This is a genomic window from Streptomyces sp. NPDC057694, from assembly GCF_042799415.1.
Taxonomy (GTDB): domain Bacteria; phylum Actinomycetota; class Actinomycetes; order Streptomycetales; family Streptomycetaceae; genus Streptomyces.
Genome location: NZ_JBHVIX010000002.1, coordinates 153445 through 167223, shown reverse-complemented (window position 1 = coordinate 167223; position 13779 = coordinate 153445). Strand labels below are relative to the sequence as shown.

At 68.7% G+C, this 13779-nt stretch carries 12 protein-coding genes and 2 pseudogenes; 7 read left to right on the top strand and 7 right to left on the bottom strand.

The genetic code is table 11. From position 1 onward, the window contains the following. The first annotated feature begins 94 nt into the window (after positions 1-94). Together ACFVDP_RS07565 and ACFVDP_RS07560 are read left to right on the top strand one after the other, a co-directional pair. Entirely contained in the window at positions 95-754 is a 660-nt protein-coding gene (locus ACFVDP_RS07565) for a TetR/AcrR family transcriptional regulator (RefSeq protein ID WP_383484879.1), read from the top strand. After that, entirely contained in the window at positions 751-1353 is a 603-nt protein-coding gene (locus ACFVDP_RS07560) for an SRPBCC family protein (protein ID WP_383484876.1), read from the top strand. Before ACFVDP_RS07565 ends, ACFVDP_RS07560 begins: the two co-directional genes overlap by 4 nt. A gap of 394 nt (positions 1354-1747) precedes the next feature. Here the strand turns inward: ACFVDP_RS07560 and ACFVDP_RS07555 are convergent, their stop codons facing one another. Together ACFVDP_RS07555 and ACFVDP_RS07550 are read right to left on the bottom strand one after the other, a co-directional pair. Next, a complete protein-coding gene (locus tag ACFVDP_RS07555; RefSeq protein WP_383484873.1) occupies positions 1748-3394 on the bottom strand; it encodes an MFS transporter in 1647 nt (548 codons plus the stop codon). Positions 3395-4061: 667 nt separating this feature from the next. Continuing rightward, a complete protein-coding gene (locus ACFVDP_RS07550) occupies positions 4062-4913 on the bottom strand; it encodes an alpha/beta fold hydrolase (protein ID WP_383484871.1) in 852 nt (283 codons plus the stop codon). A gap of 103 nt (positions 4914-5016) precedes the next feature. Here ACFVDP_RS07550 and ACFVDP_RS07545 point away from each other — a divergent pair, with 103 nt between their 5' ends. Further along, a complete protein-coding gene (locus ACFVDP_RS07545) occupies positions 5017-5430 on the top strand; it encodes a winged helix-turn-helix transcriptional regulator (protein WP_383484868.1) in 414 nt (137 codons plus the stop codon). Positions 5431-5518: 88 nt separating this feature from the next. Here the strand turns inward: ACFVDP_RS07545 and ACFVDP_RS07540 are convergent. Then, a pseudogene (locus tag ACFVDP_RS07540) lies at positions 5519-6040 on the bottom strand (transposase family protein); the annotation flags it as partial. Between the two features lie 94 nt (positions 6041-6134). Between ACFVDP_RS07540 and ACFVDP_RS07535 the strand changes: the two are divergent. Next, the gene (locus ACFVDP_RS07535; RefSeq protein ID WP_383484865.1) at positions 6135-6515 is read left to right on the top strand and encodes a DUF6221 family protein; all 381 of its coding nucleotides are present in this window, start codon (positions 6135-6137) and stop codon (positions 6513-6515) included. Between the two features lie 85 nt (positions 6516-6600). Here the strand turns inward: ACFVDP_RS07535 and ACFVDP_RS07530 are convergent, their stop codons facing one another. Both ACFVDP_RS07530 and ACFVDP_RS07525 read right to left on the bottom strand, forming a co-directional pair. Continuing rightward, on the bottom strand, positions 6601-6966 hold the full coding sequence (locus tag ACFVDP_RS07530) for a signal peptidase I (protein ID WP_383484862.1): 366 nt from the start codon (positions 6964-6966) through the stop codon (positions 6601-6603). Positions 6967-7663: 697 nt separating this feature from the next. Further along, positions 7664-8197, bottom strand: coding sequence for a GNAT family N-acetyltransferase (locus ACFVDP_RS07525; RefSeq protein ID WP_383484859.1), 534 nt, complete (start codon positions 8195-8197; stop codon positions 7664-7666). A 425-nt stretch (positions 8198-8622) separates the two neighbouring features. Here ACFVDP_RS07525 and ACFVDP_RS07520 point away from each other — a divergent pair, with 425 nt between their 5' ends. Both ACFVDP_RS07520 and ACFVDP_RS07515 read left to right on the top strand, forming a co-directional pair. Beyond that, positions 8623-9849 (top strand): hypothetical protein, encoded by a 1227-nt coding sequence (locus ACFVDP_RS07520; protein ID WP_383484856.1) that lies wholly within the window; start codon positions 8623-8625, stop codon positions 9847-9849. Positions 9850-10274: 425 nt separating this feature from the next. After that, positions 10275-10792, top strand: a pseudogene (locus ACFVDP_RS07515) (GyrI-like domain-containing protein); the annotation flags it as partial. A gap of 132 nt (positions 10793-10924) precedes the next feature. Here the strand turns inward: ACFVDP_RS07515 and ACFVDP_RS07510 are convergent. Then, positions 10925-11302, bottom strand: a complete 378-nt coding sequence (locus ACFVDP_RS07510; protein ID WP_383484854.1) for a PRC-barrel domain containing protein — start codon at positions 11300-11302, stop codon at positions 10925-10927. A gap of 544 nt (positions 11303-11846) precedes the next feature. Beyond that, on the bottom strand, positions 11847-13127 hold the full coding sequence (locus ACFVDP_RS07505; protein ID WP_383486025.1) for a cytochrome P450: 1281 nt from the start codon (positions 13125-13127) through the stop codon (positions 11847-11849). A 351-nt stretch (positions 13128-13478) separates the two neighbouring features. Between ACFVDP_RS07505 and ACFVDP_RS07500 the strand changes: the two genes are divergently transcribed. Continuing rightward, on the top strand, positions 13479-13619 hold the full coding sequence (locus ACFVDP_RS07500; RefSeq protein ID WP_383484851.1) for a hypothetical protein: 141 nt from the start codon (positions 13479-13481) through the stop codon (positions 13617-13619). Positions 13620-13779 lie beyond the last annotated feature (160 nt).

The window sequence follows — 13779 nt, the reverse complement described above, 5'->3', positions numbered from 1 at the left end:
CCGTATCTCCCTTTTCGCTACGCCCGTTGCGTAATGCCGAAGGGGTCGCTACCTTCCATTACGAAACGGCCGTAGCGAAAAGGGAGTTGGGCGCATGTCCCCCGCAGAACCAGCACCGAGGCGCGGTCGGCCGCGCAGTGAAAGTGCCGACACCCGCATCACGGACGCGGCCCTCGAAGTGCTGCTCGCCCGGGGCTACGACCGTTTCTCGGTCGACGAGGTGGCCGCGCAGGCCGGGGTCGCGAAGACCACGCTGTACCGGCGGTGGCCCACCAGGGACCATCTGATCGTCGCTGTCGTGGCCCGCGTCCAGGACGAGGTGCTTGTGGAGTACACGGGCGATGTCCGTGCGGATCTCACCCGATACCTCAACGAGATCGCGGACGGGCTCAACCGGATGCGCCAGGCCGGCCGCCCGGCATCGGCGCGAAAGCAGTCCGCCGGACTGGTCGCCGAGGTCGTCGCGGCCGCGGCACGGCACGCCGATGTCGGCGAAGCCGTCGGGGCCATGTTCGCCCGACGCAACACGCTGGTACACACCTTGATCGAACAGGCCCAGGAGAGCGGCGAGTTGCGGCGGGACGTCGATCCGGTCGTCATCTTCGACCAGCTCGCGGGCGCCCTGTACTACCGGCTGCTCATCACCGGCCGGCCCCTCGACGCCGCCTACGTCGACGGCCTGGTCACCAGCACGCTCAACGGCGCCTCCGCCCAGCCCGTACCTGTACCGGAAGCGAAAGAGGAACCGCGATGACCGCCACCATCCCCACCACTCCTGCCGACCCGTCCGCTCCCACCCCCGCGCCTCGCCGAGGCCTGCTGCGCCGCCACCGCGTGCTCGCTTCGCTCTGCACCCTCGGTGTCGCGCTCGCCGGGTACACGGCGTGGAGTAACACCAGGCCGGTGAACCTCTCGGCCTCCATAGAGATCGAGGCGACACCCGCAGAGGTCTGGCAGGTACTGGCCGACTTCCCGTCCTACGGAAAGTGGAACCCGTTCATCACCTCGTCGGAGGTCACCTCCGAAGGAGGCCGTCTGGAGAAGGGGGCGAAGCTGCGCAATGTCATGCACGACTCGTCCGGCGACACCACGTTCGAGCCCGAGGTGCTCACCGCGACCCCCGGCCACGAGTTGCGCTGGATCGGGAAGATGGGGCCGGGTTGGATCGCCGACGGTGAGCACCGCTTCCTCATCGAGGAGACCGGTCCGAACCGAGTCAGGCTGACGCAGACCGAACGCTTCACCGGGGTTGCGGTGCCGTTCTTCGAGGGAAAGTTGAAGGCTGACACGCTTCCCCAATTCCATGCCATGAACAAAGCCGTCGCGCGTCGCGCCGAAGCTCTGGGAGCCTGACGCCTCCTGAGCCGGCAGCGGTCTACGAGATGCGACGGGCGACGAACATCTCTTCCCTCCCTGCTGCGTGAGCCGGCCGGTTTCGCCCTGACGGGCCGGCCTACTCATGAGGCTTGGCCCGGAGATCCGATCGCCTACGTTGAGTTGGGGATCCGCAGAATTCCTTGTTGCCGTTCCGGCTCTCAGGAAATAGCTCCAAGGTGGGCCGGGCGCAGGGGCGTTGGGTCCAGGACTCCGCTCTGAGCGAGGACCGGCTGCTGGAGGTTCTGCAGGTACTGCGCTTCGATCTGGCGCGGGACGTGCGGCACCTGCCGAGCACTTGCAGATAAGGACGCCGACTACGCGCTGGGCTGTGTGGGTGTGCCGCGCAGTAGCCGGCGGGCGGGGTTGTCCGTCAGGGATGCGGGATGGTGGGGGAGGATGTTGCCCCGCTGCCGTTTCCGGGTTGCGGCGCCTTGACCGCCTGATCCTCGGCACGGTGGCGGGTGTGGAGGCCGACCATGCCGACGGCGGCTACGAGCGCGGCGATACCTGCTGCTATGCCGCATACCAGGAACGCGCTGCTGAATCCGCTGCCCAGGGCGTCCAGAGCCAGCCCGTGCGCGGCGGACCCCGGTGCGCCTGCCGGGAGGCTGTTGACGGCGATGGGCCCGCCGGCCTCGGCGATCTGGTGTGCCGCGGCCTTCTGGGCGGCGGGGAGTTCGGCGCCGGGCAGGGTGGCGGTGAATGACGATCCGGCCTTGCTCAGTGCGACGGCGCCGACGACGACGGGGCCGAGGGCGAAGCCGAGGTCGCGCAGCATGTTGGTGGTGGCGCTGGCCATGCCGGCCAGGGGCGTCGGCACGCTGTCGAGGGCGACGGCCGTTATCGGGCTGACGGTGAGGGTGAAGCCGATGCCGATCAGCAGGGCCGGTGCGACGAATGCGCCGAGTCCGCGGTCGGTGACATCGAGCCGTGAGCACAGCAGGCAGCCGACCGCCATCAGTACGAATCCGCAGGTGAGCAGCGCCGAGGGGGCCACCCGGTGCAACAGCCGCGACACCAGCGGGATGAGGAGGAAGGCGGGGCCCTGGAGCAGCAGGAACGGGATGGCGACGCGGATCGGGTCCTGTTGCTGGACGGGACCCAGCCACATGCTGGTTGCGAAGCAGGCGCCGAGGAAGGCGAGCATTCCGATGACCGCGACGACGGAGGAGACGGCGAAGCCGCGGTTGCGGAACAGTGTCAGGTCGAAGATGGGGGAGGCGGCCCCCAGTTCGACCACCACGAAGGCGGCAAGGAAGCAGGCGCCCAGCGCGAAGGCGATGATGACGGCAGGCGCGGTCCACCCCGACTCGGGACCCTCGACAGCGCCGTACAGAACCAGGACCAGACCGGCAGCGAAGGTGATCTGACCGGGCACATCGAACCGGCGGCCCTGAGGCGCCGTCGACTCCGTGGCCAGGCACACGGTGAGCACCGCGCTGACCAGAGCGAGCGCGACCAGCACCCAGAAGGAACCGCGCCACGACCCGATCTTGGCGAACATGCCGCCCAGCAACGGCGACACCGCAGCACCGGCCGACAGGAAGCCGCTCCACAGAGCCACCGCGTGTGCCCGCTGCCGCGCGCTGCGCGTGACTGCGGTGATCGCGGTCAGCGAGCCGGGGAACATGGCGCCGGCGCCCAGCCCGTTGAGTGCCGCGCCGATCCACAGGACCTGCACGGTGGGTGCGAGCGCGGCCACGCTGCTGCCCGTGGCGAGCAGCAGCGTGCCGGTCACGACCAGCCTGCGCCGGCCGAAGAGGTCACCGAGGACACCGAAGGTGAACTCGAAACAGACGACGGCGACCATGAACGCGGCCGTGATCCACGTCAGTTGGGAACCGTGGGTGTTCAGGTCCTCCTGCAGCAGCCCGTTCAGCGAGGCCGGCAAGGCATTGGCGACCTGGGCCACGAAGACCGCGCCGCAGGCGGCAGCCAGTGTTCCCGCATATCCCCGTGTCCGGGCTGCCCCCGCGGTGGGGCCTGGGGACGTCGTCGTCCCGCTGTTGAGCGTCATTGCTGTTCTCCTGGCTGGAAAAGTGGCAGCCCGCACACGCCGGGCCCGCACGAGGCGCCGGCTCCGCGTGCACGGTGGGGGAGAGGGCACGACGCGGGTCGGGCGTGATGCCGTGGACAATGACACTCGCTTTACGCCGCGTCAATGATATTTTCGAAATCTAAAGTGAGCAGCTACTACGTAAGGTTGGCGTGTCCGTACCGCCCCAGCCGCACCCCCACCACCGAACCGGACAGCCACCCCACTCCAACCAACGACCCATCCCTCCCGCCCCCCACCGCACAACCCGCCCCCCCCAACGCACACAACCGCCCACGCATGGCATCTGCCGCGGATCGTCCCCACCAGCTGAGCGGAGGAGCACCGCCCCGCATGGTCCAACCCCGCCCCTCCGCTGCTCGGTCAGGACCGGGACCTCCCGGATGACTGGCGTGTGTCGGAGGTCCGAATCGGGGAGTCGGGAAGTCGGGGACAGCGTTGCGGGCGCAGGTCGGCAACTCGCCCTGACTGCTGAAGCTGTGAAACCAGCCTACGAGCGGCATGGCCGCGGACCGGCTGACAGCACCTGGCAGGGGATGCTTGCGGAGCTGCAGATGGAGGCCGACGTCCGTGAGCCGGGACGGAGTCGCCCTGTAGGGCGTGTGTCGAAAGTCGGCCCCGGGCCCGCTCAAGCTGCCTTCGCGCCCGCACCGGCCAGGAAGGGACGCAGCAGCGCGAGCAGGGCACGCGGGCGGTGCAACGGAATGATGTGGCCGCAGTCTTCGATGACGTGTCCGATGAGATCGTCGGCGACCGGGCGGAGCTGGCGTTCCAGCGCAGGGCCGACGGGCCGGGCGCCCAACGCCATCGTCGGCACCGTCAGGCGGCCGGTGGCGACTGCCTGCTCGATCTGTACCGCGCTTTCGGGCAGCGCCCGGTAGTACGAGAACGCGCGGCTCAACGCCTGGCGTCCGGTGTACGCGCGGACGAAGGCGTCCCGGATGGCTGGGCGCACCCCGTCGCTGAGTGTCCCTGAGCGCAGGAACCAGTCGACGTAGGCGGCCTCGTGGCCCTCCAGCACGGTCTCGGCAAGGCCGGGCGCGGCGGCATGGAAGCCGAACCACCACGGCGGCCCGCCGGCGAGGAAGTCCTCGGCGCCGGGCAGCCTGCCCAGAAGGGACTCCATGACGACCAGGCGCCGGACGAGACCGGGCCGACGCAGGGCGAGGAGGAAGGCCGGCGGGGTACCCGCGTCGATGCCCACCACCGCGGCCGAGGACACGCCGAGCGTGGTGAGAAGCGCCGCGGCGTCCTCGGCCAGGGTGCCCGCGTCGTACCCGGAGGCGGCCCGGCTGCTCGCGCCGAACCCACGCAGGTCCGGCGCGATGACGCGGTAGCGGTCGGACAGGCCGGCCGTGACGTCCGTCCACAGCTCCCAGGTGTGCGGGAATCCGTGCAGCAGCAGTACGGCCGGGCCCGATCCGGCGAGAGCGACGTTCAGTTCGACACCGTTGACGGGTATGCGCCGCAGCTCGGGCATGGCAAGGCTCCAGGTATGTGGTGAGGAATGGTGACCAGGTCACGGTAAGGAACTAACCTGGTCCGTCCAAGACGGCACTTTCCCTTCAGGTGGTGAGCCCTGAGTGACCACATCAAGGCCCGGCGACCCCGGCCGGCGGCCCGGTGAGCGGGGAGATCTGCAAGATCCGCTCTGCCCGACCCGTCAGTTGCTCGACCGGATCGGCACCAAATGGACGTCGATGGCGGTCAAGGTGCTGGCCGAAGAGGCTCCGGACGAGGTCCGTTTCGCGGAACTGCGGCGTCGTATCCCCGGCATCTCACAGAAGATGCTGTCCGTCACCCTGCAGAGCCTGGTCCGCGACGGCCTGGTCGCGCGCCGGGTGGAACCCACCGTGCCGCCCGCCGTCCACTACCGGCTCACCGAACTCGGCCTGTCCCTCGAAAGTCCGCTCTCAGCCCTGCGGCTCTGGGCCGAGACACACATGCCGGAGATCGACCGCAACAACCAGCTCGCCGACGAGTCGCCCCCCGCCTAAGGGCTGTCCCGTAATGGATCTTCCGGCTGGTCGGAAGTTGGTTGGCTCAGGGCGGGCTGACTCACCTACCCGGCGAGGGTGAGGTTGTGGTCGTGGTGTTGCCGACGGCGGCTTTGGCACCGGATTCCGCCCAGGCCAGGCAGTCGTTGCGGTTACCCGGCAGAGGCTGGCCGATCAGCACGACCAGGCGGGTGTCGGCGTCGATGACTACCTGGTGTTTCGTGGAGTAGCGGTAGTTCTTCGACTGCTCGGCGACTTTGTGATCGCGGGTGGGCACCAAGGTGCCGTCCACGATCAGCACGGAGTCCCTGGCGAACCGTTGGCGGGGCTGCAGAGCGAGCTTCGGCCCGAGGTGGTCGATCACCCGATCTGCGGCCGACTTCGACACCCCGAACAGCGGGGCCAGTTGTCGCATGGTGAGGTTGGTCCGCCAGTACGTGGTGACCAGCAGCACCCGGCTCTCCAGCGGCAGCTTCCACGGCCGACCCCGGCCGCCCGCATCGGCACCTGCGTGCCGCAGTTGAGTCACCAACTTGCCGAAGATGCGGGGACTCAGCCCGGCGAACGGGGCTATCCAAGACGGCTCCGACGCCGTGATCACACCAGCCACGGCAAGATCATTCCACTGTCGCCCTACCGGCCGGGTCCTGCCCGCAGCATGGAAATCAGGCGACCGGGCCTGGCACATCATCCAGGATGACCTCATGAGTCAAGACCTGGTGACGTTCCTCCACGCACGCCTGGATGAGGAGGCTGACCTGGCTCGACGCTGCGACGGTGACGGCTGCGGGGAGTGGACCGCTCACGGGCACACGGTCGACTTCTGCCAAGGAGAACTCTCCGGCTTCCATTCCACGATCGCCCTACACGTCGCGCTGCACGACCCGGCTCGGGTCCTGCGGGAGGTCGAGGCCAAGCGCCGCGTGCTCGGCCGCCATGTGCTCAGTCCTGCCACAGACGACCCCGAACTGCCGTGGGACAACCGCGATGACTGCCAGTACGACGGCGAGACCTGGCCTTGCGACGACCTGCTCGACCTCGCGTCACCGTATGCCGATCACCGTGACTACCCCCGACGCCCCTGAGGCGTTGGTCGTTTACGGGACAGGCCTTAGGGCGTGGATCGAATGCACGGTTCAGAGCCACTCGTCGATGGCCGTGCCCCACCACTCACGGGGTCACCCGGTAGCCGGGGACCGAGGGCCAGCGGACCGTCAAAACCACAGACTCCTCCTCCGCGAACCAGGAGTGATCGACGCCGTGGCCCCACACGACGTAGTCCCCCTGCTCGGCCAAGAGAACACTGCGCCCGGGCAGTTCCACCCGAAAGCGCCCGCTGATGAGGACCAACAGGGCGGTGCGTGCCTCGCCGGTCACCCACTGAGCGCGCTCATCGCCCTGCGGGTGGACACCCCATTTGATCTCCACGTCCTCGCTGTGACGAGGATCGGATGCGTCTTTGAAATGCCCCAGCAGCCAGCCCCGGTCCAGCGCCGCGTCCTTGCCGGCATTGCCCACATACACGTTGTCGGTCATGGCTCCGGAACGTAGCAGCCAGCCGCACCGGAACTCACAGCACCGACTACCGACACTCTCGCAACAGACCCCAGCTCGCCCCGGGTCCACTCTCTGCCAGATCAAAAGGGCGGTGGGACTGAGTCCGGCCGGCCAGGGGCGCGGCCGCACAGCTTCGCCGGGCCGGTGTGACAGGCCAGCTGCCCGCAGCGGCGGATGTCGTGCAAGCAAGGCAAAGCTCAAGACCGTTCCACGGCCTGTCAGTTCCCTCCCCTTATCAGCAACGAAGACGGTAATGGGAGGGCGTCGAGAGGAGACCGCGACGGCGGGCGGGGATGGTGTAAGCCGGTAGTCGGCAGGGTCTCCCGTGCCAGCTGATCAGCGGATGCGTCCGCTCAGGCACGGCTACACCAACCACGCCGTCGGCGATGGTGCTGTCGTGGAGAAGACCTACGAGGGCCCCGACGCTGAGCTCAGGCTCCGTCGTGAGCACGCGCTGCTGAACCGGCTGCAGGGCCCCGGACACGCCCTAGTCGTGGAGGGTGGCGGCGTGCTTCTGTTCGGTGAGCAGGTCGTCGGGGAAGTCGTGGGTGTCGGTCATGCGTCCGAAGCGTGCAGGTCCAAGCAACCTCATTCTCGCCTGGAGGTGTGCTGACTGCCGAGGTAATGGGCTTCCAGAGGAGAGCGTGGACAGCGTCGCGTGGATCGACGAGGTGCGTCAGAGCTGTCGCACGGCGAACAGCGTGGTCCCGTGCACCGGGTCCACTTCCTTCCGCTCGGTCTCGGTGAACCCGACCTTGGCCAGCACACGTCGAGAGGCGATGTTCCAGTCCCAGACAGTGGCCCACACGCGTTCGTACCCAGAAGACCTCGCCCAGTCCAGAACCGCCAGCGAGGCCTCGGTCGCATACCCCTGGCGCCAGACACGACGCAGTAGCTCGAATGCCAGTTCCGGTTCCCCCGCCGGCCCTCGCTCGTTGTCGACCACCCCGCAGTAGCCGATGACGTCACCAGAAGCCTTCCGCTCGACTGCCAGCAACCCGCTCGACCACACCTGGTGGGTGCGGATCGAATCCTCGAGCTCGGCGACCGTGGGGTGCCCGTCCGCGTCGATCTGGCGGTGCGCCGGCACCCGTGGGTCACGCTCGGTCCACAGCTCGCGCTGGACAGCAGCCTCGGTGGCCCGCCACGGCCTGAGTACCAGACGGCTCGTCTCCAGTACTACCTCGCTGCCCGGTGCTGTATCTCCCATGCCAGTAACCGTCTCACGGCGGAGTGTCGTCCGTGCCGCAGGTCGCCGCTGAAGGACACCTCTGCCCTGTAGGACCAGGACAGCGACCTCACCTCTACGAGTTCCTCCGGTAGGGGAGCGACGCTGGCACTCGCCGGTGACGCGCTGGTGCTCGGCACGGGCGCGGTGTTCATCGCCCGTGGTCGCCGCGACCGTCGCCGATCGCACACATAGGTGCGACTCTCGTCAGGCCGGGGTGTCGAGCCGCTCGCGACACCGGCGGCGAGGCGCCCGGTTGGGAACATTCGGGATATGACGGCGCGATAGCTGCCGGAAGTCGGAACGCACAGGCCACATCGCTTTGCCGACTTCTCGGACTTGTCGTACCTCCTCCGCCCCTGAAATAGTTGCGTACGCAATAACGTGCAGGTCAGGGGTGGGGTCGAGTGAGACATGTGCCGTTCTTCCGGTGGGTGGTCGCGCTCGGCCTGGTCATCTTCGGGGTCTCCTTCGCGGTTTATGCGACGGCTCCGGAAGATCCCGAGACGAAGCAGATCGACCTGACCGTGCTGAGCGAGAAGTCCGACGGGAGCTGCACCGTCTCCTGGGCCGACCCCTACGCCAAGGAGCGGCGCAAGGGGCACTACCAGTGCGACCCCGACCGGGACCCTCTGCTCAAGGGCCGGTCCTATGATCCCGACACCGGCCACGGTTGGGACAGCGGATGGATGGTGAGCGAAGGGTCCGACAAAGGCGACCTCTTCGTCCTCGGCCAGGGCGACGCGGAGCACGACAAGGCGATCGACCTCTCGGACAACCTGGTCGGTCTGTCGCTCGTGGTGCTGATCGTCGGGGTCGTCGGCGGCAACATCCGCTCGCTGTACCGGCTCAGCGGCGCGAGTCCCTCGTCCGTCCGCACGGCACGCCGCCTTGAGCAGCTCGCGAGTCGGCTCGCACAGGATCACGCACAGGCCGTGGACGCGGTGCGCGCGGCGTGGGAGCCGCTGCGGCAATCGCTGGTGGACGAGGCCCTCGGGCAGGTGTCCGTCGAGGAGCTGTGGCATGCGGCGGACGGTGGATTCGACGCCGCTGAACTGCGGCGATGTCGCATCTGGACCGCGCGGGACGTGCTCGATGCCGGGACGCCGGTGCTGTCCCGACTGCCCGGCGTGGAGCCGGGCGCGGCCGAGCGGCTGACTGCCGCGGCGCAGGTGCTGGCCGACGGTGCGGTACGGGTCGGCGCGGGCCGGGAACTCCTGGAGCGGTCCGACCCGCGCGTCGCCGACCTGCTCAACGCCCTGAACGTGCTGGTCCGGGTCGGCCCCGAGGGACGAGCCGCCGCAGAGAGCGCGGCCGAGCTGGCAGACCTCCTGGGACCCCTGCTGGAGAAGGCCGGGCCCGCAGCCGGCCGGCGGCAGATGCTCCGAGCCGGCGCAAAGGAACGCGCAGCGGCCAAATACGCGGTGGGCAGGCTGCGTCGACTGCTCGTCACGGTCGAACAGCGCGGCTCCGTCGACCAGTTCACGCAGACGTCGATCGACCTGCTGCGCGGCCCCGACGCGGACCCGGCCGGGATCGCTGCTCGCGTCGACTTCGAGACACAGCCCGAGAAGTACGCGCATCTGCTGACGGAGCTGGCCGTACCGGAACCGCAGCCGCTGCATGTGTGGTGAGCGCGGCGTTACGCCGTCAGCCGCTCGTCGCCCGTCTCTCCCGGTACGAGTACGAGCCGCCCACCGCGCGGGACCGTCCCCCGCGTCATGGCCCAAGGAGAGTGGCCGGCCACCGCCGACAAAGCCAAAGGACGCGAATGACCCCGAGTCCAACCCAGCGCGACAGCGAGCGATCTCCTACTCCGAGCCGAGCCACCAGTGCAATGCGCGGGGTGTCCTGCCGCGTTCCCAGGATGCTGCTGAAGGCGGCCTGCTGCTCCGCCAGTGCCACCCGGGAGATGCCATCCCGGCCGATCTCGCTTACGTGGGGCATCGCCGCTGCGTCGGGTTCCTGATGAGCCTCCAGGACACGGGAGGTGAACTGGCCGGCCGCGATCCTGGGATCTGGCAGGTACTGCACACCGAACGCGGTCACGTCGGCTCCGACTGGCGCCGTGCTCAACTACCGGTCCCGGGTGGCCTTCCGTCTCACCGCCGAGCTCACCGTCGAGGGGAGGAGGAGCAGTATGCGCTACCGCGTCGTGGACAAGACGGACTTCACCGTCGTCGGACTCAAGATCCGGATACCGCTGGTGCACGCCGGACCGAACCAGGCGATCATGGACATCGTCCGGGGGATCGCCCACGGATACTGGAGTGCCTGGAGCAGGTCTCGGACCAGGAGCCGCACGGCATCGTCGCCGTCTGCGACGGCCTGGACCTCAGCCCCGCCGAGGGCACCGAACTCGACTACCTCAACGGCGTGATCACCTCGGCGGCCGTCCCGGCCGGCGCCTGGGCGGTCTTCACCACCTCCGGGCCGGCGTCGCGGGCCATCCAGGAACTGTGGCGGGACGTGTTCACCGAGTGGTTCCCGTCGAACCCGTACCGCACCCGCCCCGGGCCCGAGATCCTGCGCGTCTGCCTGTCGCCGGAGAAGACCACGGCCGACGCAGAACCGTAGCTCCCGGTGGAGCCGGAGCACGGCTGAGCGCGGCGTCAAGTCCCCGGGCACTTCTTGCACCCCAACTACTCATCCCCTGTTGCCGCGCCTCGGCGACATGGTCCGCGGGGATCGCTCGGCGGGCGCGTGCGCTCAGGGGGTGCCGGGAAGTCCGTAGTGCTCGTTGATCAGTGCGAGGAAGCCCGGATCGGTGACCCGCATCTCGCGGTCGAAGCGCGGTGCACTCTTGATCCTTTCCGCGTCGTGCCCGACAAGGAGCCGCTGGGCCTTCTCGTCGATCGTGGTGACGGCCGCCATGGGGAGCAGCACCTTCTTGCTCAGCAGCACGTCCCTGGTGTCGACGACGACATGCTCCGGGCCGGCCTCCTTCGAGACGGCATCCACCCGCCCCACCGAGCCGTCCGTCGCCTCCACCATGTAGCCGACGAGTTCCGGGCCTGTCAGGCGGTCGGCCGTCATGTCATGCGCCTCCATCGGGAAGGGCGTCAGCCGAGCGTTCAGCTCCGTCATCCTCGTGCTCCTCTCCGCCGCGAACGGCGTGGGACATCCCCGGCGCACCCGGGCGCCGGGCGGCCGCCGACTCTGGCGTGCCTGGCAGCTCACATGTCCGCGCGACGCCCGGCAAAACCTCCCCGGGGAGTGACAACGGAGTTCTTGAGCATGCCAGTTGGACGGCGCACTCCTCGCGTCACACAACCTCCACACGATTGCGCCGGTGAACCCTTCTGGGCCGGGCACGCGAAGAGTGCGACCACGGGGAGGCAGCTCCTGATGCTCTACATAGCATTCACGCTCTTGCCGGCGATGGGGCTACTCCTCTTCGGCATGGACCGCTTGGAAGACCGTATGGCCCACTCGAAGCAGCACATCAACCGGCACGGGAGCGAGCGTCAGGAGGCTGCCTCGTCGCGACGCGGCCAGTCACACCGGCTGCGTCTGATTCACGGCGAGAAGCGTGACACGCACGGCCGACGCGGCCGACACCGTGACAGGCCGGTCAGTGCGGATCAGGACCACGCCGCGTCAGCCTGAGGACGCAGCTGCCCGGTCCCAGCTACTCAACCCGGCAAACCTTCCCGGTCAGAGCACTAGGCCCTGGTCTGACCGGCAGGCGGAGGACGCTGTTGCCGACGAACCCGGAACTTGCATGCAGCTCGTCGTCCGGCACGGCGAGGTCGAGACTGGGGAAGCGGGTGAACAGCCGCTCCAAGGCCACAGTCGCTTCGAGCCTGGCGAGTGGTGCGCCCAAACAATAGTGAGGTCCGTGCCCCAGCGATAGGTGACGCCCTTTTGCCGAGCGCGTGACCTTGAACTGCGCGGCGTCCGCGCCGTGTACGCCCGGGTCCCGGCCTGCGCCCGAATAGCCGGCGAGCACTGGCGTACCGCGGGGAATCACTGTGCCGTCGACGACGAGGTCGCGGGTCGGATAGCGGAAGGGAAAGTAGCTGACCGGACTGTCCCAGCGCAGTGTCTCCTCCACGACATCCGACCATGTGGCTGCCCCGGCGCGCACCAGGTCGAGCTGTTCCCGGTGCCCGCACAACGCACGCACCGCGTTGGTGACCAGGTTCAGTGTCGTCTCGTGCCCGGCCACCACGAACAGCATCAGCGTCCCGATCAGTTCCTCGGGGCTCAGCCGGTCACCGTCCTCTGCGCGGGCCGCGAGCAGTGCCGAGGTGAGGTCGTCGCCCGGCTCCCGGGTGCGGGCCGCGGCAACGCGCGCGAGAACTGCCACCATCTCCTGGTTGGCGGCGACCGCCTCCTCGGCAGTCGTGTCCGTGGCGACGATCTGGCTCGACAGGTGGTGCAGCCGGTCCCTGAACTCCACATCCACGCCGAACAGTTCACAGATCACACTCATCGGCAGCGGCAGCGCGAAGTGCCGGCGCAGTTCGACGACGCCGTCGGCGGCCGCGGTCTGCTCCATCGAGTCGAGCAGACCGTCGACCAGTTCTTCGACGCGGGGCCGTAGTTGCTCCACCCGCCGTGCGGTGAACGCGCGGCTCACCAGCGAGCGCAAACGGCGGTGATCGTCACCGTCCGCCGTCGTCATTCCCGGGACCGTCGCGAACGTGCGCAGTGGCCATCCCTGCGGTATCCGCTCTTCCGCCAGGGCGGTGAAATGGCGGGCATCCTTGGCGACGTCGGGGTGCGCGAGGAACTCTTTGAGGGCGTCGTGACCGAGCACGACCGCGCCCGGCACGTCATCCGGCATCAGCACCGGGGTGACGGCGCCGCGCGTCATCAGCCGCGCGTTGAGCGCATGTGGGCAACCGCCCGCGGGATCCAGCCGGTGCCGTGTAGCGCCGAGGGACTCGGCGGCCGAGTCCTCCATGGCATGGGTCAACGAGAGCTCCTGACGGGTCGGTCGACGCGCGCAAAGGACTGCTGATTCTACGGTGACTTGGACTCCAGGCCCAGGTTGTTGAGGCGTCCCAGGTGCGGTGCGGCGGGCGTGGGCAGTTGCCGGACCCGGCGGCACGAACAAGTGGACCTACGCCACCGTGGCCGCCGCGCATGGCCTGGCCGTGGTGAGCCCGATGCCCAGCACGAAGAGCCGCGGCAACAACGTGCCCCGCCTTTTGGGATCATCCCCGCGGGCGCGGGGAGCGGTGCGCCCGTCGGTCATCGACTCGTGCTCCCCGCGTCTGCGGGAATGGTCCCAATTTCTGCGCCAGGCAGCCGGTTGACGCTCGTCGAACTCGCCGCGGCGACCGCCCGGCTCGGCGACGGCCATCTCACGATGTCGGTGGCGAAACTCAAGCGGGCGGCCCGCTGTGAGGTGGTGCGCCGGAAGGACGCCATGCGCACCTTCGCCTGCGTCTGAGGCGTGCGACGGTACGCGGTCAAAGTCCCGTGACACGGGTCAGAGAACCCCGGGGTACTGGAGCCTTCGAATCCTCTGCCGTCATGTCGCAGACCGTACGTGACGCCAGTTCGCCGGCATGGGACGCCATTTCAGTAGGCGGGATCTTGCGGCAGTCTGG